Below are 21,800 nucleotides of genomic sequence, written 5' to 3'. Positions count from 1 at the left end.
AGGGCCACTCGATCCGTCGGCAATCCGTAGCGAGCTTGTCGGATCGAGTGACCGAGGTTGCATGGCCCAGGATTGGGGCAAGTTACACCAAGGTGTAATTGCCACTGGATTGAAGTCTCCGATATTGATGATATCGGGCTGGATGCACAAGCCAGGTCCTATCACACGGGAATGCCTTCCCCACGCCATTCCAGTAACCTTTTCTCAACGCAGTGAGTCCCGACATGCGGTACCTTCAAAAACTTCGCCTCTCGCTGTTCGCGATTGCGCTGATCGCAATTCCCGCAACCCTACACGCCCAAACCAAGCAGCCCAACATCATCATGATCATGGGCGATGACATCGGCTGGTTCAACATTGGCGCCTATCACCGTGGAATGATGTCGGGCAAGACACCGAACATCGATCGCTTGGCGCGTGAGGGGATGATGTTTACCGATTACTATGCCGAAGCAAGTTGCACCGCCGGTCGCGCCAATTTTATTACGGGCATGCTTCCCTATCGAACGGGAATGACCACGGTGGGGCAAGCAGGCTCGCCAATCGGTTTGCCTGCAGAAGCGCCAACGATCGCGACGGTGCTCAAAGACATGGGGTACACGACGGGCCAATTTGGCAAGAACCATTTAGGTGACTTAAACGAGTTCCTGCCCACCGTCCGCGGCTTCGATGAATTCTTTGGATACCTTTACCACCTTGATGCAATGTCCGATCCGTTTTGGCCTGGGTATCCAACAGATCTTCTTGACCAGATCGGACCACGCAATCTAGTTCATTCCTGGGCCAGCGACGTGGACGATCCAACCGTGCAACCTCGTTGGGGAAAAATCGGCAAACAAAAGATCGAGGATAAAGGTCCGTTGCCGCCACATCCCACCGACGGCATCGCGCATAACATGGAAGACATTGATGATCACATCCTTGAACTGACCACCAATTTCATGGAGAAAGCACAGCAGGATGACAAACCGTTCTTTGTTTGGTTGAATCCGACGCGGATGCACATCTTCACACATTTGAATGACAAATACAAAGCACTCGAGGGCCAAGACAATTACGGTTTGCAAGAAGCGGGTATGGCCCAGTTTGACGACATTGTCGGTGCGGTGATCAGCAAGTTGGAAGAGCTGGGGATTGCCGACAACACCATCATCGGCGTCACTACCGACAATGGCACCGAAGTTTTTACGTGGCCCGATGGCGGTAACACTCCTTTTAAGGGAACCAAAGGGATGACGACCGAAGGCGGCTTTCGTGCACCGATGATCCTACGATGGCCGAATCATGTTCCCGCCGGCAGTGTGCAAAATGGAATCACATCCGGCTTGGATTGGCTCCCCACATTGGCCGCTGCCGCCGGAAATCCGAATCTGTCAGAACAGCTAAAGCAAGGTAAAAAAATGGGCGACCGCACCTACAAAGTTCACCTGGATGGTTACAACCAATTGGACATGCTCACCAAGGGGGACGCCAGTCAAAGGGAAGAGGTTTGGTACTTTGGAGAATCGAGTTTGGGAGCGGTGCGAATCGGTGATTGGAAATATGTGTTCATCGAGCAACCCGAAGGTTGGCCGGGTGCCAAAAACAAATTGAACATGCCAATCATTCACAACCTGCGACGCGATCCGTTTGAACGCTATAGCGATCATAACTGGGGAGTAGGTTCGTCCGATTACATGATGTCATTCTATGCACGCGAATTTTGGCGTTTCATCTTTGTGCAAAAGAAGGTAGCGGAACTTGCCAAAACGGCCATCGAGTTTCCGCCGATGCAAAAGGGGGCATCATTTAATCTCAAGGCGGTCAAGGAACAGATCCAGGCAGCCGTGCAATCTCATCACGGTGGGTGACTTCATCATGGTGGGGGGGCAACCGCAACAGGTTCAAAGGCGACAACCAAGCGTGGTTCTTCGGATCGCAATCACCAGGGAAGCCATTGTTGGACTTGCAATGTCGCCCTCCCCTTGAAGCGTGGTTGCCTCGTTACAGTCCTGCAGAAATCGCTCCGGCGAGGAAACCGCCGGCAATCATGCCCATCACCACGGCGGTAATAAACAGCCGCCCGGTTTCTCGCCAATTTTTGATCACGAAGTAGAAGATGTAGAAAGGGACAAACATGGTCAGCAAACCTGTTTTGATGTCCTTTTTGAAGGCTTTGATGATCACGGCAAGCTGAGCACATTGCGAAATCACAATGCACGCCCCGAACCCGAGAACCAGGAACGTGGCGATTGGGTTGAACCCGCCCCCGTTGCCATCGACTTGACGCGAAACATTGATCGCGACCACCGCAATGCCCGTCGAGCTGACGATCAGGAACAATACCAATGCCAGCATCCACCACGGCATGCCGTTATTGCCAAGCAACCGATCTTGCGTGTCCTTGGCACGCGCCATCTCGGCAGCCGCTTTTTCAAGCGCAAGGGTGCCGTGCGAGACGTCGAGTCCTGGCGTTTGATGGCCCGCCAATTTCGATCCGGTTTGTTTGTTGTAGCCGCACTTGGTGCACAGGATCGCTTCGGCTTTCATCTCCGCGCGACATGCCGGACAGATTGCCGCGACTTGTTGGCTGAACCCTTCTTCGTCAAACAAGTCATCCAAACGATTGCCCATCGCCACCGGGGCCGCTGCCGCGGGGCGCCGCGCCGGTTGGGCCGGAGCTGCAGCTTGCTTGGGCTGGGCTGCGGCTTGCTTGGGTTTGGCCGCGGCGTTCCCTGCAGGTACCTTCAACACCGTTTGACAGCCTGGGCATTTGACCGCTTTGCCCGCAGCCGCATCGGGAATGTTCAGCACTTTGCCGCATTGGCAAGTCATTTTAATAGGCATCGTACATCGCCAATAAGGATAAAGTGTCCGACCACACAGCGGGCAAGAGTTTGCCGGCGTCCCGGCAAACCATCTTGAACCGCTTAGCGACGAAAGTTCAGCGTCTAACCAAGTTTACTCTTGAGTCGCAAAATGTCATTCTCAACCGATTCGAGTTGTCGCTTTAATTCGTCAAGCGACTCGCGTTCCTTCGCCACCACCTCAGCGGGGGCACGCGCGACAAAGTTTTCGTTGGAAAGTTTCTGCTCTTTTCCGCCAATCTGTTTGACCACCTGGTCTCGCAGTTTTTCCAATCGAGCCAACTCGGCTTTGAAATCGATGAACTGTTCCAAATCGACGTGCACCTCGATATCCAAACCGGTGATCGCCAACGGCGCATCGATCTCAAACGGCTTCGCATCGGGGCTCAACTGGACCACTTCCGCGCCGGCGAGTCCTTGGAAATAGGTTCGCATTGGTTCCAATAGCGATTGTGATGATTCGCTGCAGCGAATCGCGACCGGGACTGTATCACGTGGAGCAATGTTTTGGCTCGCTCGGATCCGGCGAATCGCGCCAACGACCTCTTGGAACTCGTTGAATTGCCGTTCGATGTTCTCGTCGTAGTGCGCCGATTCAGCCGTAGGCCACGCCGCGGTCATTACAAACCGCGGAGCCTCTGCGAGCGATGGAATGCCTCGCTTGGGCGCCGCTTCGTTCAAGTAGCCCCAAATCGATTCGGTCACAAACGGCATGATCGGGTGCAACAAACGCAGTAGCGTATCGAGTCCGTGAGCCATCACCGACTGGGTGACCCCGCGAAGCGAGTCGTCGGACAATCGCGGTTTGGCAATCTCGACATAGAAACTGCAGAATTCGTCCCAGGCAAAATCGTAAAGGATCCGCGAGGCTTCGGCAAAATGATAATGTTCGGTCGCTTCGGTCACTTGTTTGGTGACGGTGGACAATCGACTCAGCAACCAGCGGTCTTCCAGCGGCAGCGTTTTGACATCGATTTCTTGCGGCTCATAGCCTTCGAAATTCATCAACGCAAAACGGGCTGCGTTCCACAGTTTGTTGACGAAATTGCGAGCCGTTTCGAAACGTTCGCTGACCACGGCGGCACGCGGATGCGACTTGTCCTCTGTCGATTCAGCCCACTGGGTCGAGAACGTTTTCTTGCATTCCGGGCAATCCAATTTCGGCAGCGATCGATTCTTTTTGGTTTGGTCGATCAGTTTCTCGCAATGAGGACACTCGTACTGGACCGGCATCCGCACGTCTTGCGTTTCGGTCGCCAACCGCGCCAATCCGAACCGCAACGCATCGGGACCAAATTTTTCGATCACGTCGATCGGGTCGACGCCGTTCCCTTTGCTCTTGCTCATCGTTTCCCCCAATCCATCGAGGATCTTGGGGTGAATGAACACCTCGTCAAATGGGACCTTGCCGACGTTATTTAGCCCCATCAACACCATACGCGCGACCCACAACGTGATGATGTCACGCGATGTGATCAAAGTGCTGGTCGGATAAAAATACTCAAGTTCAGGCGTTTGTTCCGGCCATCCAAGCGTGCTGTGTGGCCACAGCGCCGACGAGAACCACGTGTCCAAAACATCGGGGTCACGGACGAGCCCCAATGCCTCGACTTTGGCTTCGAGTTTTGCATCATCGCTACGCAAACAAACGAACAGCGAGTGGCTGCCGTCTTCGTTTTCATCGATCCGATCAGCAATCTTGCCCGAGGCATATTCGGCAAACGCATGGATTTTTTCAGCCGCCGCCTTGGCATCCGCTTGGCTGATCCCGCCGAGCGACCAGATCGGAATTTGGTGACCCCACCACAATTGTCGGCTGACGGGCCAATCGCGTTTCTCGCTTAACCAATCGAGATAGCCTTTGCGATAACGCTCGGGGAAAATCTTGACTTGCTCGGTCGAAACAGCATCTATCGCGGATTGTGCCAATTCTTCCATCGCCACGAACCATTGGTCGGCCAAATACGGTTCGATCGGGGTCTTGCTGCGATCGCTCAGCGGCAATTCGATTTCACGGTCTTCGATCTCACCAAGCAGATCAAGGGCTTCGAGGTCCTCGACCACCTTGGCACGTGTTTTCTTGATGGACAAACCTTCATAAACGCCGGTCTCGGAGTTCATGGTTCCGTCGGCGTTTAGGATGTTGATCATCGCCAACCCAACCCGTTTGCCGACTTCATAGTCATTCGGGTCGTGCGCAGGCGTGATCTTGACGCAACCGGTTCCCATCTCGGGTTTGGCCCATTCGTCGGCCACGATTGGGATCTCGCGATTCATTAGCGGCAACATCACTTTGCGGCCATCCAACGCCATGTCACGCAGCTGGATCAACAGCGGCAGCATCGTTTGTCGACGCTCGGCCAACGATTTGATCTGCTTGTCAATTTCACTCTTTTCGCCCGCCGAAGCCGTTTCGCGTTTGGCTTTCAGCTCGGCATCAAGTTTGTCCATCGCGGCTTCGGGATCCGGATGGACCGCCACCGCGGTATCGCCAAGCATCGTTTCAGGCCGCGTGGTCGCGATTTCGATTCGCGACGGTTCGCCCGGTTTAGGATCGACGACCGGATAGAAAATGTGCCAAAAATGACCTTTCTCGGTCTTGTTGATCACTTCATCATCGCTGACGGCGGTTTGCAAATAGGTGTCCCAGTTGACCAGCCGTTTGCCGCGATAGATCCGTTTTTTGCTGAACAGGTCGAAAAAAGTAGCTCGCACCGCGGCGGCGCAGCGATCATCCAGCGTGAATCGAACTCGCTCCCAATCGCAGCTGCACCCCATCCGTTTGAGTTGGCCGAGGATCCGCTTTTCGTATTGTTCTTTCCAATCCCAGATCCGCTGGACCAACGCTTCGCGTCCGAGATCGTGACGCGTCTTGTTTTCCTGTTCCTTCAGCCGTTTTTCAACCACCGCTTGCGTCGCGATTCCCGCATGATCGGTGCCGGGCATCCACAGCGTTTCAAAACCTTGCATTCGCTTGGTGCGAATGACAATGTCTTGCAGCGTGTTGTTCAGTCCGTGTCCGAGATGCAGCGCCCCGGTCACGTTCGGTGGAGGGATCACGATCGTAAACGGTTTGCGATCAGGATTAGGTTCTGCGTGAGCGCATCGTGCGTCTTCCCAAGCGTTGGCAATGTCCGCTACCGCGTCCGAATGGTCAAATCGAGTCGGAATCGTCATGATTTTTCTAGCGTTACTTTTTTTCGGATTTGTGAAGTTTGTATTCGACGGCATCAACCAGCGCGCTCCAGCTTGCTTCGATGATGTTTTCGCTGACGCCAATGGTGCCCCATGATTCGTGCTCATCGCAGCTTTCGATGTTCACTCGGATCGATGCCTCGGTGCCACTGCTCGATTCGACCACGCGTACTTTGTAGTCGGTCAATCGCATCTCGGCGAGCATCGGGTATTCATCGGCAAGCGCCTTGCGAAGCGCGGCGTCCAAAGCGTTGATCGGTCCATGCCCTTCGGCGGCATCGAACCACAAGGTTTCGCCGACCTTGAGTTTGATGATTGCTTCGGCAAACACACTTCGCTGTTCGCTCTCGGTGCTTCGGTCGCCGGCGACCACTCGGTATTTGATCGTTTCAAAGTGGGGTGTGTAGGTCCCCGAAACGCGTTTGACTAGCAGGTCGAACGAGGCGCCTGCGTTTTCAAATTGGTAGCCTTGGTTCTCGAGACGAACGACTTCGGCCAAGATCTTGTCCATCAACTCGCGGTCGTCTTCCAAGTTGTGCTTGTTCGCCAACGCAGCGATGTTGCTGCGACCGGACAGCTCGCTCACTAAGATGCGACGTTCATTGCCGACCAAGGCGGGATCGATGTGCTCGTACGTCTTTGCGGCTTTGTTGATCGCGTGGACATGCATGCCCCCCTTGTGCGCGAATGCACTTTGCCCAACAAACGGTTGGTTGTTACGCCACTGCAGGTTGGCGGTTTCATAAACAAAACGACTCAGTTCGGTCAGCGGTTTTAGCGATCGTCCGCCCAACACGCTGTAGCCCTTCTTTTTGAGCGACAGATTTGACATCACCGTGATCAAGTCGACGTTGCCACAACGTTCACCGATGCCGTTGATCGTCCCTTGCACCTGAGTCGCGCCGGCATCGACCGCGGCGAGCGAATTGGCGACCGCCAGCTCGCAATCGTTGTGGCAATGGATACCGATTTGCACATCGTAATCCGCCAACGCCTCGATCGCCGCTGCGGTGACTTCGCGAATGCGTTCGGGCAACGTGCCGCCGTTGGTGTCACACAGACTCAACCAAGTGGCTCCGGCGGACGCCGCAGCCTTTAGCGTTTTGATCGCGTATTCAGGGTTGGCGTTGTAGCCGTCAAAGAAATGCTCGGCGTCGTAGATCAATTCCGCACTGCGCGCAAGAAATTCGCCGCTCTCGCCAATCATCGCCAAGTTTTCTTCGAGTGTAACGCGAAGCACCTCGGTGGCGTGATAGTCCCACGTTTTTCCGACCAAGGTGATGCAAGGGGTTTCGGCTTGCACTAGCGCTTTCATCCCGGGGTCGTCTTCGGCTTTCATCGATTTCCGCCGGGTCATTCCAAACGCACACACCTTGCTGTTGCCCAGGTTGCGTTTTTTGATCTCACGAAAGAACGCCACATCCTTCTCGTTCGACAGCGGGTAGCCTCCTTCGATAAAGTCGATGCCAATTTCGGCCAACCGCTCGGCAATATTTAGCTTGTCTTGAAGCGAGAAACTGACACCTTCGCCCTGAGAACCGTCTCGGAGCGTTGTGTCGTAGATCAAGATGGGTTTGGCGTTCATCGCGGTGGTGCTGGAGTTAGAAGGGAGCTGCGGGAGAGCAAAAGTCAGTTGAGGCAGATGAGTTGGAGATCAAAGTGGGGCTGAGATCGAGATCGGCAAAGGGGCAGGAGCGGTTGTCGCGGTTTCAGGTACGAAAAAACCCCCGAAGCTATGGGTGGCCTCGGGGGTAAATGTCAAAGTGGCATCTCGATTCGAGCCCTGCGCCGCAATGGATTGCGGCCAGTCCGATTCGTTCCCCGCGTTATGGCCGGCTATCAATGCCGACGACGCGGATAATCATGATTTGAATATGGGGGTGAATTGCCACGGAAATATCAGTTTCGAACAGGTTTTGAAGCACAGAGGATAGTTTTTTTGCGAACGTTGTCAATCGCCGCTATCCCGGGGTCAAACGGCGACGCCGCGTTTGGGTAAAGGAAATCAGGCTGACGATCAGAAAAATCGTACATAGCACCGTCATCGCAATGACCACTTGCATCGCCAATGAGTTCACTTGGATTCCACGGAGGACGCGGAATAGCGAGAAAAGAGCGTTGCTGCCCCCAGTCAGGGTGCCCAACAACGCGATGGTCGCCGCGATCTGCATCGCGTGTTTGCGGCGATGCGGGTTCAATCCAACCACGCCGCAAAACAGCATCGGAATGCCGAACATCATCGGACAAAATTGAGACGGCATCTTCTGCATCGTCATCATCAACGCCAACATCGTGACAGCGCAGAGCAACAGCCCAAATACGATCGCAATACGTGACATCTGTCGCCACTCCGCTCCTAGATTGTTGGCTGAGCTCCGCCGCTTCAGCTTCCGAAGGCAGAAATAGTATCGGCCGACGTTTGATTGGGCGAGGGGGGCTGTCGTCAGCCATGCAATTCGCCCATCCGAAACCAGTTCCACCGCATTGCTGATTCTACCGAATTTCCCAACGGCTTCGAAGGGTTTCCACGTTTTCACCGGCGACTGACCGGTTTAGAACGCCATCGCCGCCGTTATCCTAGCCGCCTGGGCGACGGTGACGGTTGGATGTGGACGAAGCCGAGGCTCGCGACAAAACAGCGAACGCGGCGAGGCATTTACCGGTAGCTACCTTCGCCAGAAGGTGGTGGCAATTATCGGTAGCTACCTTCGCCAGAAGGTGGGACGCGGTGTTCAGCGGCAACCATCCACTACAGATCCACGCTCTGGCGAGCGTCGCTACAGTGGCGAGCGTCGCTACAGGATGAAGGCTCACGAAATCAGCGGTCTTTCGCAGGAGAATCGGGGCCTATTGCTGCGTTCGCACCCCGTTTTTCTCGATCTTCAGCACCGGGAGTCGGCGTCCGAGATCAATTTGATTACGAATGGACTCGGGGGTCTCGTCGGCGGGCCGCGGACGCTCGGCGGGCGGGATCTCGGGAGCAACAAAATGGGATCCCTGACGGGTTCCCCGTCGCTTGAACTCTTGTTCGATCGCCAAACGGAGTGACGATTTTTCCAGGCACCATTTTGGTTCGATCAGGTAGTTTGACGGAGCATCACCGCTGACGCGTTCGACAATCACCTCGGCTGGAATCCGTTCCAAGAAATCGACCACCGTGTGGATGTATTCCTCACGCTGCATCAACACAATCTCACCGCTCTGCACTTGGTCGCCCAGGGGCGTGCCCAAAACGGCATACAGATTGTGAATTTTGACCGCGTCAAAGCCTAAGCGGCCGATTTCGGTCGCCGTTTCCATCATCATCGCATGAGTTTCGCCTGGAATTCCCAAAATCACGTGACTGCAGCATTCAAATCCGCGGCCACGGCTGCGGTCGATCGCATTGATCATGCTGGCGTGATCATGAGCCCGGTTCATCCAATCCAATCCAGCATCGTGGATCGTTTGCATCCCAAATTCGAGCGAGACATACGTTTCCCGAGCCAGTGTTTCCAGCAGTGCCAACACGCTCTCGGGCACACAATCCGGGCGGGTGCCAACCGCCAACCCGACCACGCGAGGGTCGATCGAAAGCGCCAATCGGAACACCTCTTCGAGCTGCTCGACCGGCGCGTAGGTGTTCGTTGCCGGCTGGAAATAGGCGATAAAGCCTGCGACTTTGTCGTACCGCTTGGTGACCGTCTCGATCCCGGTCGCCAATTGTTCACTGACCTGTTTCAGGCGGACTCGGCGAGACGGGCTGAACGACCGATTGTCACAAAAATTGCAACCACCGCGTGCTACCGCCCCGTCAACGTTGGGGCAGGTGAACCCCGCATCGATGCTGACGCGTTGAATTCGGCCTCCAAAACGACGACGCAACGAAGCGCCAAATGCGTTAAATGGCAGTTTTTCCGATTGCCATGCTAATCGTTCATTGAATTCGGAGTCGATCAATTTACAAACCGTTGCCATTCGTGAAAATTTGGTCAAAATGGGATTATTAATGTGAACGGGATTTCATTGCCCGTTTGGCGGGGGCGGTGATAACGACACCCGAATGTCGGTCGCCTGAAAGCCATGAACGTCATACGATAGGAATATCGAGTCGAAGCGATGGCGGATATCGCTTCGCTGGCTGCGGATTCCTCGTTTTTGTTTACTCGGACAGGAAGACACTGATCGTGGAATTTGACGACGAAATATCGAAACCTCAATTTGCTGGACCCTACGGACAACTTACCCCTTGTGGCGGGGGCGATCCCATCCCGCTTGTAAAAGAGCGATTGCTGGTGGGGCGGCGCAGCGAGTGCGATATTCAATTGAAGTTCGCCAATGTTTCAAGCCAGCACTGCCGGTTGACTCTCGAGCACGGTTATTGGTTCATTCGGGACCTGAACAGCCGGAACGGATTGAAGGTCGATGGTCGCCCCGTCCAGCGTAAGCGTATCGACCCCAACAGCAAAGTGTCCATCGCACGCCACGAGTATCTCATTGAATATGAGCCGCAGTTGCTCGGCGCCTTCGGGCCTCCGCCTGCGGACGACGATTACATGGAAGACTTGATGAAGAGCTCTTTGATGGACCGCGCGGGATTGTCCCGCCGCGATTCAAAGAAGCCCTCTTCAAACCAAGGCTGAAGCGGTTAAGTTTAGCGGTTCTTGGTTCCATCCAGGGTCCTGTGGAAGACAATTCTGCGAGATTCTGGATGGGGATTACGTCCCGCTTCCCACCGTTTGATAAAGCACCTGCCCCCATGACTCGATTGGCTCATCACGTTTTTTTCACTTTGAAAGACCGCAGCGACGAAGCGGTTCAATCGCTCGTTGAAGCTTGTGAAAAGTATCTCAACAACCACGACGGCCTCGTCGATTTCGCCGTGGGAACGCGTGAAAAAGAGCTCGCTCGTCCGGTCAACCACGATTTCGATGTTTCGCTGCACACCGTTTTCGCCGATCGTGCGGCGCATGATGCTTACCAAACCGCTGAGCGTCATCTGCAGTTCATCGCGGAAAATAAAGAGAGCTGGGCCGAAGTGAAGGTCTGCGACAGCAACCTTCGCTAGAGAATCGCGTCACTGCCGATGGTGTCATTGCCAATCGGTTGGATCGATCCGGTAATACTTCTTTAGCAGCCCGAACAACTCGGGGTGCCGATTCTGCATCGGCCGAGGCCGCTCGAAAAAGCATTCGCTGGCGACGGCAAAGAACTCGGCTTCGTTGGTCGCACCGTACGGATCCAATAGCGTTCTTCGGCCTGCATCGACGTCGTGAACCAATTGCTGGAATTCTTGTCCGGCAATCTCGTTCCAAGCCGTTTGGTCGGCGGAATGGGCAAACGAAATCGAACCGCCCATCTCGCCATCAAGCCCATCCAAGTGATGGGCGAATTCGTGAATCACGACGTTGCGGCCATCGTCGTGATCGGCTGCTAACAAGACTTCGGGCCACGACAAAATCACCCCGCCATTGTCCCACGCTTCGCCGACGGTGTGCTCCAGTACGCCATCGTGGTTGCGAACCATCACGTCGGGGTAAACGAGAATCGTCGTCACCCCGTCGAAATAATAGTCTCCGGAACGAAGCAGGATGAACGCCGCATGTCCCGCGATCGTCGTCTTCATCTCAGCCGAGACTTCGAGCCCGTCGCAGCCTTCCCAGCGGCGTTCGGCGATCAAAATCCGAACGCAATCGAGAATCCGCTGTTGCAGCTCGGGCGGCAAATGGTTGAAGGCGGGAACGTTCTGTTTCAGGATTCGCAGTTGCGGTTCCGGTAACGCAACCGCCAACCACCTTCGTCGACGACGGTTGCGAAAAAAGGACCACATTACTTTTGATTGACCTCGACGCCAAAGGAGGTCAGTTCGGCGGTTTGGGCTTCAAGCTTTTTGGCGTCAATCGGGTTTTCACCGAGGTAAACCCGCAGAAACGGAGCGAACCGACGTTCCCCCTGAAAATCCTTGCGACACATCTCCACCAGTGGCGAGAGATCGGCGATCTTGTTTCGCAACAAGATCAGTAGACTCAATTCTCGCAACCCTGTGATCGGTTCAAGCGAGCTGATTTGGTTGCCAGCGATGTCCAGCGTCGACAGCCATCCGAGATTGCGAACCGGTTCCAAATCGGTCAGTTGGTTCTCCGAGACATCCAGCGACCAGATTTTGCTGAGATTTTTGATCCCGTCGATCGAGGTCAATGGGTTGTTAGCCAAATACAATGTCCGCAAATTGCTCATCGCTTCCAACGGCGATGTGTCGCTGACGCTGTTGCCCGATAAATCCAAAAGCTGCATCGCGGTCAATCCCGCCAGCGGTTTGAGGTCGGTGATTTGGTTGTTTGCCAGCGTCACCGACTGCAATCGTTTCAATTCCGCGATCGGCGTCAGATCGGTGATTTCGTTGTCCGCCAAATCGATCAGCATCAACGCATGACAATGCTCTAGCCCATCGAGGCTTTTGATCTTCTTTCCCTTGCCAACAACACGAGAGATGTTAGCGACATCTTCTTTGGTGATCGCTTCGTTGTTATTGCGTTTGGCGAAGACTTCGGCCCGCACGGCGGCTTCGAGTGCGGGGTCGGGAAATAAAGAAGGGGCCGGTTTAGCGGCTGCCTCTTTTGCTGCGGTTTCTTTTGCAGCATTCTGCTTGGCAGCGGCTTCCTTGTCTTCACCACGAACGGCAGTGGCCGGAAGGGCAATCAACAGCGTGAGCAGAAAAGCAGCGGTGGCATTCAAGACTGGCATGCGAACGTCTCTCCAGTACAGCAGGTGGGACCTGGTCAGCAAGCGGTTTCTCGCGTCGCAGGTGTGGATGGGACAAAACAGGAATGGTTGCCCATTCTAGTCCATTTCCCGCCGTGTTCCCATATCGCAGTGAAAGACGTGTCCCCAGGCGTGGGGGGCGGGGGCGGTCGGTGGTCAGTTGCAGCCTTGCCACCCCGCTGGCTTTCCGTCTGTCCTACCCCACCCGACAGCACGGAAGCCATTGATCACTTTGCCGATCGCAACACGCCGCCATCGGCAAACGTGTTTCCTGATACGAGCCGCTCTAGCCAAACAAACGCTCGTGTGGATCGGTCAAGCCGTCGGCGAGTCGTCGCAGTGCTTCGGTTTCGATCTGCCGAACACGTTCGCGGGTCAGTCCCAATTCGGCACCGATTTCTTTCAGTGTCTTGGGCTCGCAGCCGCCAAGTCCAAAACGCAGTTTCAAAACGGTGGCTTCACGCTCTTCGAGATCTCCGAGCAATTCCATTGCATGACGCAGGATGTCATGGTCAAGCATCTCTTCGTCCGGAGCCTTCAAGCGTTCGTCCATCACCATGTCGCCAAGAGACCAACCGGCTTCGGTTTGGTCGCTCTGGGGCGTACTGTTGCTGATGCGGATCGCTTTGCGAATGATCGGCAGCTTCTTTTTCGGAAGTCCCAACAATCGAGCAATCTCTTCGTTCGATGGCGTACGACCAAGCTCTTCGCTTAATCGCGCCGTCGCTCGTCGCCATTTGCTCAACAGCTCGACCATGTACGCAGGAATGCGAATGGTCTTGGCGCTGTTGATCAACGCGCGTTTGATCGATTGTTTGATCCAGTAGCTTGCGTAGGTACTGAAGCGAGTTCCCATCGTCGGGTCGAACCCTTCGACGGCTCGCAACAGTCCGAGGTTGCCCTCTTCGATCAAATCCTGCAGCCCCAGCCCTTTGCCGGTGTAACCGCGAGCGATGTTGACGACCAAACGCAGATTGGCGCGAACCATACGGTCGCGAGCCAACGCGTCGCCTTGAGCAATGCGTGCTGCGAGTTCGGTTTCGTCATCGGCGGATAACAACGCCGTTTCGTTGATCTCACGCAAATAAGTTTCCAATGGCGATTGAGCCGCATTGCTGCGAGGCATCGCTCGTTTGGACGGACGAATACGAGATTCCGCAAGTTCGGTATCAACTTCGGACTCGAGGTCGCTTGAAAGTTCTTCGATTTGTGACATGGATTACTCGGACGCTAGTGGTCGAACATCGTCTTTCGTCCATCACGTTGTCTGCTCGAATTCGTCGCCGCGCCGATTGCGATGTGGCGGTGATCCGGAAATTCGTCAAACAAGGGGAGGAAAACGTGACGCGAAAGACACATTCGAAGGGGTGGAGGTCAGGTGAACAATGCTAGCATCGGCAAGTTCTCGACTCTGACTCCACTTTCCAGAAAAGCGGACAAGTGTTTCCGATTATTCCGATTAGGCAGGCCTCTTGGGCTGCCCAAAGATTGCCGAACACGGCGGAATTGGACGGTTACGCAAAACCGTCAGGGGGACGTCAGCGGCGCGTCGTCGGTGAAAAGGATTGCCAAAACTTCAAAATGACCGAAGTTTTCAGGGGCGAAGGACGCGTGTACGACATGCAGCCCCACAGCGGCGTTGGCTCTTCGCCACGATCGTGGCTCGCGACCATTTCGTCCTCGTTCGCTCGACGCGATGATTTGCCGGTCGGCAGCCTGTTCGCTTGTCGATTGCTGATTGCAGATCGAAGCCCGCGAAGCCGTGTTTCCGGTCACCCAAGAGAGTCCAAAAGAAAACGCCGCCGGACCACAATCCGGCGGCGTTTCAAAATTCAAGTCAGCTTGAAGCCGCGTTGACTTCGCTCTGACGCGAACGATTTATTGCTTCGCAGTACCTTTTTATTGTTTTGCAGTACCTCTGAAGCTTTCGTTGCCAATTCCGATGATTCCAACGGCAACGCGTGGGCCGGCATCGCCCGACGGTTGGCTCTTGAGGTCATCTTTGCCAGCGTGCACCACAAACGATCGCCCCAAGATAAAGTGCAACGCGGTGTCCTTGGTGGTCACATTGACCGTGGCAACCCCTTGGTCATCCGCAAGAATGTTTCCGAGGTCGCCAGCGTGACTGTGAGCTCCGGGGGCGCCATGATCATGACCGGCCGGATTGAAGTGACCGCCCGCTGAGGTGCCGTCCGCTGCGCGGCGATCGCCGAACTCGTGGATGTGGAAGCCGTGCTCGCCCGGCGTCAGATTGCGGACTTTGCCAGTGATCACAAGCTCGTCGCCCTTCTGCATCAATCGCAGCGTGCCACGTGCCTTGTTGTCCTTGGTCGGCATCAAGACACAAACGCCAAACGTAGGCAGTTCGGCGTGTGCATGATCATGCGAATGCTTGTCATCTGCTGCGTTTGCAACAGGAGCAACAAACCATGCGGCGAGCGCAACCAGTGCCATTGTTTTCATAATACCCAGTTTCATCGATCGTCTCTCGTTGTAGGGGGGAATGGTGAAGGAGCAATTGTGTTAACTTTTTCTAAGTTAGCGATTGTACACATTCTGGGAATGTAAGTCGTTTACCCAAATCATGTTTTTTGAAAACGACACGTACTCGCATCCGCCGCAAAGGTCGTTCCGATTATGCAGCGGTTTCGTTGAATTTCGTTGAAAAGTTAGTTGGATTCTCATTTGGATGGGGTTCGTGTCATTCGCCAAGGCTGCTCAGCACGTTGGGATGTCACACACTGTCGGATGGCAACCGCTTTTGGCGGTCGATTGTGTTGTGGTTTCGATTGGCCCACCGACCTCCCCTCGCTTGCACCCGATTGAATGGCCAACACGATGGGGTGCGGTGGAGTAGTCGCAAACGCAAATCTAGCGGTCATGGCGGGATGCGACCGTGGATTGTCCTCACCTGCGGCAACGAGTATTGTTCGCTTGTCATCCCTGATTCTCCGCTGGCTGCTCCGGCGTGCCGCGGACCGTTTTGCTCTCTTGTTACGTGAAGTTCGATGCTGATTGATTGCCATCATCATTTGTGGAAATATTCCGCCGCCCAATACGGATGGATTTCGGACGAAATGTCCCGATTGAAGCAAGATTTTTGGACGGACGAGCTGCGACAAATTTCCAGCGAATCCGAGGTCACTGGTTTCGTCTCGGTCCAAGCCCGTCAATCGTTAGAAGAAACCGATGACCTGCTTCAGTTCGCCGCCACCGAGCCACTCGTCCGCGGCGTCGTCGGCTGGGTACCGCTTGCCACCGAGCAGATCGAAGCGTCTTTGGATCGCTATGCCGATGCCGAAAAGCTGAAAGGAGTACGGCATGTGGTCCAAGATGAACCGGATGACCGCTTCCTGCTTCGCCGCGATTTCAATCGCGGCGTTTCACTGCTAAAGGATTGCGGTTTGGTCTACGACATCTTGATCTTTGCTCGTCAATTGCCCGCCGCCGTTGAATTTGTCCGGCAACATCCCGATCAAGTATTCGTGCTGGACCACGTCGCGAAACCGACGATCAAGAAATCCGAGTTTGATCATCAATGGGAAACTCATTTTCGCGAGTTGGCGCGGTGCGAAAATGTCGCTTGCAAATTTTCGGGCATCGTTACCGAGGTTCGTGATGCTACATGGGACATTGAAACGCTGCGGCCCTATTGGGACGTCGCGTTGGAATCATTCGGTCCGAAACGATTGATGTATGCGAGCGATTGGCCTGTTTGCTTGTTGGCTAGCGAGTATTCACGCTGGTTGGGCGTGGTACAGGAATTGGCGAGCGAATTGTCGCAAGACGAGCAGGACGATTTCTTTGCCAACAATGCGGTCCGTCAATACAAGCTGTAACGCTAGTCCGCTGCAATCGCAGCCGCCGGCGGTAGCCAAAACCATTTCCCCATCATTTTGTACGGACGATTCCTGACCATGCGTGCCATCCAAATCTCGGAACTTAAGACTTTAAAGCAAGTGGACATCGCTGAACCCGCTGCTCCCGCCGCGGGCCAAGTGCTTGTTCGCACGCATCGCATGGGCGTTTGCGGAACCGACATCAGTTGTTATCTGGGCAAGTTTCCGTTTTTTGATTTTCCACGAATCCCCGGCCACGAACTGGGTGTGGAAGTCGTGTCGGTCGGTGATGGCGTTGCCCATGTCAAAGCCGGAGATCGCTGCAGCATCGAACCGTACATGAATTGCGGGGAATGTTACGCTTGTCGCCGCGGCGCCATCAATTGTTGCCAAAATCTAAAGGTGATTGGGGTGATGATGGATGGAGGACTATGTGAATCGTTTTTGGTCCGTGCGGATAAATTGCATCCATCGGCCAAGCTGACCTACGATCAATTGGCGCTGGTGGAAACGTTGGCCATTGGATGTCACGCCAACGATCGAGGTGCTCCGGAAAACGGCGACCACGCATTGATCATTGGGATGGGCCCGATCGGATTGGCGACACTCGAGTTTGCTCGGTTGACCGATGCAACCATTAGTGTGATGGACATGAACCCTGCGCGACTCGATTTCGTCCGTCAAAACTATGGCATCGAAAACACCGTGCTGTTCAAAGCCGATGGCAGCGAAATCGAGCGAATGAAAGAGATTACCGGCGGTGACATGTACCAAGTGATCACTGATGCCACCGGCAACAAACATTCAATGTCCGGGGCGCTGCAGTATTTGGCGCCAACCGGACGGCTTGTCTACGTCGGCATCACCACCGACGAATTGAGTTTCAAGCATCCGGTGATGCATCGCCCCGAGGCGACGATCCTGGCTTCCCGAAATGCCTTGCCGCCCGATTTCACCCGAATCATCGGTTTGATCGAAGACGGCACGATCAACACCGATCCTTGGATCACCCACCGCACCAGCTTTGATGGGGTAATGGATGAATTTGAATCCTTCACCAAGCCCGAAACCGGGGTGATCAAAGCGATCATCGAAGTGGTTTAGTGCGGAAAACGAAAAGGGAATCATCGCGATCGCCACCCCCTCTTTCGCATTGAAGCTCGATCGAATCGACCGTAACCGTTCATTGGTTCAGCGATCGGCGTCGTGGATCTCGCGAGAAATCCCTGTTTGCGCTGACGGAGGGTGATTGTGTTGGAACTCGGGCGAGTTCTGCGGCATAATGGCTGCGGGACGATTCTCTTGTCCCGATTCTTCAAGCTCTGCCCCTTCGCCAACGCTTCATTAGGTTGACTCGCATGAACCCCTTCAACTACTTCACGCGTCGAGCAGTCATGCTGTTCGGCATCTTAGCTTGGACTCTGGTCATTGCCGGTTCGGGCGAAGCGAAGCAGCCCAATGTGCTCTTCATCTGTGTCGATGACCTCAATCACTGGGTGGGGTACACCGGACGCAACCCGCAATGCAAAACTCCTAATATTGATCGCCTTTCCGCGATGGGTGTCTCGTTTACCAATGCCCACTGCGCCGCGCCCGCGTGCGGACCTTCGCGTGCGTCATTGTGGTCTGGTATTCGTCCGCACAGCTCGGGCTGTTACGTCAACGGTGATCCTTGGAAGCGGCACATTGCCGAGGGGCTGAATTTGAACGCGCACTTCAAGAAGAATGGCTACTACACGGCCGCGATGGGCAAGACCTATCACTCCAGCGCCGGCGGGCTGGCAACCGTCTATGCCTCGGAGTGGGACGAGTATCCTCCGGTGCACAGCGAGAACAGCGCTGGCCGCAGTCCTAGCAAATACGAAGGCTTCCACCAGCCGCTTGGACTTGACCTGCAAGACAAGGACCTTGCCGATTGGCACACCGTCGATTTCTGTATCGATCGCATGAAACAAAAACGGGACAAGCCGTTCTTCATCGCCTGCGGGTTGATCAAACCGCATCTGCCGTGGGCCGTCCCTCGCAAATATTACGACATGTACCCGCGTGACGAGGTTCAACTGCCGCCGCACCGCGAAGACGATTTAGCGGATCTTCCCAAAGCCGGTGTGAAGATGGCGGGGCCCGAAAAGGACCACGCAAAATTTTTGAAGTCGGGGCGTTGGAAAGACGCGGTTCAGTCCTATTTGGCAACGATCGCGTACGTTGACATGAACGTCGGCCGATTGCTGGATGCTTATCAAGACAGTCCCGAACGCGATAACACGATCATTGTGTTTTGGGGCGACCATGGTTGGCACCTCGGCGAAAAACAACACTGGCGGAAATTTGCATTGTGGGAAGAAGCCACTCGAACCCCTTTTATCTGGGTTGCACCCGGGGTCACCCAGCCTGGGACGCTTTGCGACCGCCCCGTCGATTTCATGAGCGTCTATCCGACACTTTGCGAGCTCGCAGGGCTCGAATCTCCCAACCACCTGGAGGGCAAAAGCATCGTGGGGCTACTTGAAAATCCTGCGTCCAAGTGGGACGGAGTTGCGTTAACGACCCACGGTTACCTCAATCATGCGATCCGCGATCAACGCTACCGTTACATTCGTTATGCGGACGGTTCAGAAGAGCTTTATGACCACCAAAATGATCCGTACGAATATACGAATCTCGCCGGAAACATCGAGTTCGCAGCGGTCAAGAAAAGGCTCGCCGCTCATGTGCCTTCGCAAAACGAGCCGCCCACGAAGCCCGCAGCGGCAAAGAAGGCAAATGCGGAAAAGAAGAAAGCCAAACGGCAATGAGATCGGTTGAATGCGAGTGCCATCGCAGTGGCAGGACGGATCAGCTTCCCTAGTGCGATTCACCGCTCAGCGCCCGTTGCAATCTAGCTTGGGTAACGCGCCGCTATCGAAAACATTCGTTCGGGGTCAAAGTCGATGGCATTGACCATGCGTCTGAAACGATTTGCCCCCGGCTACGTATTTTGAGTTTGCGCGATTGTCTTTAGGGGCAAAGCCCCGGACGTTTACCTAGCCCAGTCCAACGGGCTGGGACCAAGGAAACCAATGAATGGAAGGGCTAACGGCCCGGCCGTTTGTTCGGACTTAATGAGGGCGGCTAGGCAAATTGCTGGGCCGTTGGCCCGAAGAACGTCTAAACGCGCAACTTCAAAACTGACGCGTCGGGTTGGGACTTGCTGGGAAAAACGACAATGACGCAGCGTCAACAATTGTTGCGTGTGAATTGGTGGCTTCCGCAGCGGGCAAGCCAAAGCGGCCTGAGGATCAAGGGTCCGCAAGCAGCGAGCGGTACAATTCCGCCTCTTCCTCTGGCATCGTTTTTAACAGCGGCCGCATGGTGTAGTTTCCGTGCATCTTGCCATCCCGCATGAACATCCAATCGGAGATCTCGGTTTTCTTTACCGTCCATGATTGGCCGATCTCGACGTTGCTCACAACGCCGGGGTCGTTGTTAATCGTGCCCTTGAATTCGCCGTTTTGAAACGAGACGTCGGTCAGCCAAAAATGTTCGGTTTCCCCTGCGTCCTCGATCGGGGCTTTGACCGCATGGTCCGTCCCGGTTGGTTGCGAGAGCTCGCTGATAAATGAATCGACCTCGGCACGCGCACGCGAGATCGCCGTGTCCATTTCCTGTTCGTCGTAGCCGGATGTTACAAGTGTCTCTGGAGTGGTTTTGCCGCATCCACTGATTGCAAACAAGAGAATCAGGACGAGGCTTGAGCAATGTCTCATGAATGGGTTCCTGGTGAACAGTGGGCATAACGCGGGCGGAGTGAATGTGTCTGCGGCAACGTCAGGCACCTGAGTTGGGTTTAGGTTGGGTTGGGCGGCGGTTTAGTTACGCGGTTTAGTTACAACGCGAAGCAGTATACCCGAAGAACCACTAGCGCGAGAGGTGACGATGCCTGTAGCTGAAAGCGACGAGGGTGGTTTCCCCAAAACCATCGACTTTGGCACCGAACCGTTGGATTTTTACAGCGGAGCGGCGCAAGCCGCCCGGTCAACATCGAACGATTTACTCACCGCAACCCGGCGAAGCTGCATCCTGGATAGCGACTAGGATCTTCGGTGTCTGCCGCGGCGTTGTCGGCCGCGTCAAGATTCCTAGTGAGCTTGCCTTGCCGGTCGATGAGTGATCGCATTTTTGCTGGGATTGTCCCTGACTCACGCCTGCCATCGATTGGAAGCCGCCGGATCGGAAGTATCGCAGTCCGCTGCGTTTGCTATCGTCGCAAAAGGAGGGCAGGCAAGCGGAGGCGAAAAAAAACAGCGAAAGCCATTCAGCGTGGCTAGCCCGGTTCGCCCTCAATAACTTGGCTTCGCCCGGCAAAATGCTGGCCGTTGTGCCCACCTCTGGCGTCCTTTTTGCCTATTTGGCTTGACAATTTGGCTGTTTTAAACGATTGTTTAAAACAGTTGTTTAATAATACAGGTTGAGGGTGCAAACTTGTCTGAAATCAATTCGGCGGATCCGCCGCTGGATGTGGCGACCGATACTCGCACGCGGCTGTTGATGGCCGCCGGAGCCGTTTTCGCCAATCGCGGCTTCAATCGAGCGACCGTGCGTGAAATCTGCGGCGAAGCGAGCGTCAATATTGCCTCGGTGGGATACTACTTTGGCGACAAACTGGGGCTGTATCGTGAGGTGATGGAGTACGTTCGCCAGTCGCGTGAGCATGCGTTTCCGGTCCCGCCATGTCTCGGTGACGATCCTCGCTACGACCTGTATTGTCTGGTCCACACGCTGCTTTCGCGGATGTTGACCGACGACGAAGGGGGCTGGGAAACCGAGCTGTTTCTGCGCGAAATGCAGAATCCGACAGCGGTATTTTGCGAGATGGTTAATGACTGTTTCCGCCCAATCTTTGATCAGATTCGCAGTGCGGTGTCATCGATTCTTGACCAACCGGTGCCGCAGCACGTGATCGACCAACTAGCGCTTAGTGCGGTCGGTCAATGTCTCTATTACCGAGTCAGCAGCGGTGTGGTGAAGATTTTGATTCCCGAGTCCGAGCGTGACAAGCATTACGATGTTCGCTCGCTCAGCCACCACATCACGGCGGTAATCCTAGCGGCGGCGCAACATGCCGCCTTGGTGGACCACAAGTCGCAGCTCACTGAGTTAGTCGAGACACTTGCCAAACCCATCGAAAAGAACCAATAGA

At 54.9% G+C, this 21,800-nt stretch carries 18 protein-coding genes; 8 read left to right on the top strand and 10 right to left on the bottom strand.

The window, feature by feature from the left end:
• The first annotated feature begins 224 nt into the window (after window positions 1–224).
• A complete protein-coding gene (locus tag ABEA92_RS06230) occupies window positions 225–1,850 on the top strand; it encodes an arylsulfatase (protein WP_345682941.1) in 1,626 nt (541 codons plus the stop codon).
• A 133-nt stretch (window positions 1,851–1,983) separates the two neighbouring features.
• On the opposite strand, the gene ABEA92_RS06225 is transcribed toward ABEA92_RS06230, so the two are convergent.
• From ABEA92_RS06225 to mnmL, 5 genes are all read right to left on the bottom strand, one after another.
• Window positions 1,984–2,814 carry a hypothetical protein gene (locus ABEA92_RS06225; protein ID WP_345682940.1) on the bottom strand — a complete coding sequence of 277 codons (831 nt, stop codon included), beginning with the start codon at window positions 2,812–2,814 and terminating at the stop codon, window positions 1,984–1,986.
• A 116-nt stretch (window positions 2,815–2,930) separates the two neighbouring features.
• Window positions 2,931–6,023 (bottom strand): valine--tRNA ligase, encoded by a 3,093-nt coding sequence (locus ABEA92_RS06220; protein ID WP_345682939.1) that lies wholly within the window; start codon window positions 6,021–6,023, stop codon window positions 2,931–2,933.
• A 13-nt stretch (window positions 6,024–6,036) separates the two neighbouring features.
• Window positions 6,037–7,626, bottom strand: coding sequence for a citramalate synthase (gene cimA, locus ABEA92_RS06215; RefSeq protein WP_345682938.1), 1,590 nt, complete (start codon window positions 7,624–7,626; stop codon window positions 6,037–6,039).
• A 376-nt stretch (window positions 7,627–8,002) separates the two neighbouring features.
• A complete protein-coding gene (locus tag ABEA92_RS06210) occupies window positions 8,003–8,380 on the bottom strand; it encodes a hypothetical protein (protein ID WP_345682937.1) in 378 nt (125 codons plus the stop codon).
• 508 nt (window positions 8,381–8,888) lie between these two features.
• Complete coding sequence (gene mnmL / locus ABEA92_RS06205; RefSeq protein ID WP_345683201.1) at window positions 8,889–9,998, bottom strand: tRNA modification radical SAM protein MnmL/YtqA; 1,110 nt, start codon at window positions 9,996–9,998, stop codon at window positions 8,889–8,891.
• Between the two features lie 209 nt (window positions 9,999–10,207).
• Between mnmL and ABEA92_RS06200 the strand changes: the two genes are divergently transcribed.
• Together ABEA92_RS06200 and ABEA92_RS06195 are read left to right on the top strand one after the other, a co-directional pair.
• Window positions 10,208–10,663, top strand: coding sequence for an FHA domain-containing protein (locus tag ABEA92_RS06200; protein WP_345682936.1), 456 nt, complete (start codon window positions 10,208–10,210; stop codon window positions 10,661–10,663).
• Window positions 10,664–10,779: 116 nt separating this feature from the next.
• Window positions 10,780–11,088: a Dabb family protein gene (locus ABEA92_RS06195; RefSeq protein ID WP_345682935.1), complete on the top strand. Its 309-nt coding sequence runs from the start codon at window positions 10,780–10,782 to the stop codon at window positions 11,086–11,088.
• Window positions 11,089–11,112: 24 nt separating this feature from the next.
• Here ABEA92_RS06195 and ABEA92_RS06190 read toward each other — a convergent pair whose 3' ends face one another.
• The 4 genes from ABEA92_RS06190 to ABEA92_RS06175 form a co-directional block, all read right to left on the bottom strand.
• On the bottom strand, window positions 11,113–11,850 hold the full coding sequence (locus ABEA92_RS06190) for a M90 family metallopeptidase (RefSeq protein WP_345682934.1): 738 nt from the start codon (window positions 11,848–11,850) through the stop codon (window positions 11,113–11,115).
• Window positions 11,850–12,764: a leucine-rich repeat domain-containing protein gene (locus tag ABEA92_RS06185; RefSeq protein ID WP_345682933.1), complete on the bottom strand. Its 915-nt coding sequence runs from the start codon at window positions 12,762–12,764 to the stop codon at window positions 11,850–11,852. Before ABEA92_RS06185 ends, ABEA92_RS06190 begins: the two co-directional genes overlap by 1 nt.
• 304 nt (window positions 12,765–13,068) lie before the next feature.
• The gene (locus ABEA92_RS06180) at window positions 13,069–13,998 is read right to left on the bottom strand and encodes a sigma-70 family RNA polymerase sigma factor (RefSeq protein WP_345682932.1); all 930 of its coding nucleotides are present in this window, start codon (window positions 13,996–13,998) and stop codon (window positions 13,069–13,071) included.
• A gap of 683 nt (window positions 13,999–14,681) precedes the next feature.
• Entirely contained in the window at window positions 14,682–15,260 is a 579-nt protein-coding gene (locus ABEA92_RS06175) for a superoxide dismutase family protein (RefSeq protein ID WP_345682931.1), read from the bottom strand.
• A 530-nt stretch (window positions 15,261–15,790) separates the two neighbouring features.
• On the opposite strand from ABEA92_RS06175, the gene ABEA92_RS06170 reads away from it, so the two are divergent.
• From ABEA92_RS06170 to ABEA92_RS06160, 3 genes are all read left to right on the top strand, one after another.
• Window positions 15,791–16,621 (top strand): amidohydrolase family protein, encoded by an 831-nt coding sequence (locus ABEA92_RS06170; RefSeq protein ID WP_345682930.1) that lies wholly within the window; start codon window positions 15,791–15,793, stop codon window positions 16,619–16,621.
• Between the two features lie 78 nt (window positions 16,622–16,699).
• Window positions 16,700–17,725: a zinc-binding alcohol dehydrogenase family protein gene (locus ABEA92_RS06165; protein ID WP_345682929.1), complete on the top strand. Its 1,026-nt coding sequence runs from the start codon at window positions 16,700–16,702 to the stop codon at window positions 17,723–17,725.
• Window positions 17,726–17,979: 254 nt separating this feature from the next.
• On the top strand, window positions 17,980–19,416 hold the full coding sequence (locus tag ABEA92_RS06160; protein ID WP_345682928.1) for a sulfatase: 1,437 nt from the start codon (window positions 17,980–17,982) through the stop codon (window positions 19,414–19,416).
• 483 nt (window positions 19,417–19,899) lie between these two features.
• Here the strand turns inward: ABEA92_RS06160 and ABEA92_RS06155 are convergent, their stop codons facing one another.
• On the bottom strand, window positions 19,900–20,367 hold the full coding sequence (locus tag ABEA92_RS06155) for a YegJ family protein (RefSeq protein ID WP_345682927.1): 468 nt from the start codon (window positions 20,365–20,367) through the stop codon (window positions 19,900–19,902).
• 169 nt (window positions 20,368–20,536) lie between these two features.
• Between ABEA92_RS06155 and ABEA92_RS06150 the strand changes: the two genes are divergently transcribed.
• The gene (locus ABEA92_RS06150) at window positions 20,537–20,695 is read left to right on the top strand and encodes a hypothetical protein (RefSeq protein ID WP_345682926.1); all 159 of its coding nucleotides are present in this window, start codon (window positions 20,537–20,539) and stop codon (window positions 20,693–20,695) included.
• A gap of 387 nt (window positions 20,696–21,082) precedes the next feature.
• Window positions 21,083–21,799, top strand: coding sequence for a CerR family C-terminal domain-containing protein (locus ABEA92_RS06145; protein ID WP_345682925.1), 717 nt, complete (start codon window positions 21,083–21,085; stop codon window positions 21,797–21,799).
• The last annotated feature ends 1 nt before the right edge of the window (window position 21,800 follow it).

Origin of the sequence: Novipirellula caenicola (assembly GCF_039545035.1) — a bacterium.
GTDB lineage: Bacteria > Planctomycetota > Planctomycetia > Pirellulales > Pirellulaceae > Novipirellula > Novipirellula caenicola.
This window is presented reverse-complemented; position numbering and strand designations above follow the sequence as displayed.

Coding starts and splice junctions, on each gene's coding strand:
- ABEA92_RS06160 (WP_345682928.1), top strand. CDS start 17,980: ATGAACCCCTTCAACTACTTCACGCGTCGAGCAGTCATGCTGTTCGGC.
- ABEA92_RS06150 (WP_345682926.1), top strand. CDS start 20,537: ATGCCTGTAGCTGAAAGCGACGAGGGTGGTTTCCCCAAAACCATCGAC.
- ABEA92_RS06225 (WP_345682940.1), bottom strand. CDS start 2,814: ATGACTTGCCAATGCGGCAAAGTGCTGAACATTCCCGATGCGGCTGCG.
- ABEA92_RS06185 (WP_345682933.1), bottom strand. CDS start 12,764: ATGCCAGTCTTGAATGCCACCGCTGCTTTTCTGCTCACGCTGTTGATT.
- ABEA92_RS06210 (WP_345682937.1), bottom strand. CDS start 8,380: ATGTCACGTATTGCGATCGTATTTGGGCTGTTGCTCTGCGCTGTCACG.
- ABEA92_RS06180 (WP_345682932.1), bottom strand. CDS start 13,998: ATGTCACAAATCGAAGAACTTTCAAGCGACCTCGAGTCCGAAGTTGAT.
- ABEA92_RS06190 (WP_345682934.1), bottom strand. CDS start 11,850: ATGTGGTCCTTTTTTCGCAACCGTCGTCGACGAAGGTGGTTGGCGGTT.
- cimA (WP_345682938.1), bottom strand. CDS start 7,626: ATGAACGCCAAACCCATCTTGATCTACGACACAACGCTCCGAGACGGT.
- ABEA92_RS06165 (WP_345682929.1), top strand. CDS start 16,700: ATGCGTGCCATCCAAATCTCGGAACTTAAGACTTTAAAGCAAGTGGAC.
- mnmL (WP_345683201.1), bottom strand. CDS start 9,998: ATGGCAACGGTTTGTAAATTGATCGACTCCGAATTCAATGAACGATTA.
- ABEA92_RS06195 (WP_345682935.1), top strand. CDS start 10,780: ATGACTCGATTGGCTCATCACGTTTTTTTCACTTTGAAAGACCGCAGC.
- ABEA92_RS06230 (WP_345682941.1), top strand. CDS start 225: ATGCGGTACCTTCAAAAACTTCGCCTCTCGCTGTTCGCGATTGCGCTG.
- ABEA92_RS06220 (WP_345682939.1), bottom strand. CDS start 6,023: ATGACGATTCCGACTCGATTTGACCATTCGGACGCGGTAGCGGACATT.
- ABEA92_RS06175 (WP_345682931.1), bottom strand. CDS start 15,260: ATGAAACTGGGTATTATGAAAACAATGGCACTGGTTGCGCTCGCCGCA.
- ABEA92_RS06155 (WP_345682927.1), bottom strand. CDS start 20,367: ATGAGACATTGCTCAAGCCTCGTCCTGATTCTCTTGTTTGCAATCAGT.
- ABEA92_RS06170 (WP_345682930.1), top strand. CDS start 15,791: ATGCTGATTGATTGCCATCATCATTTGTGGAAATATTCCGCCGCCCAA.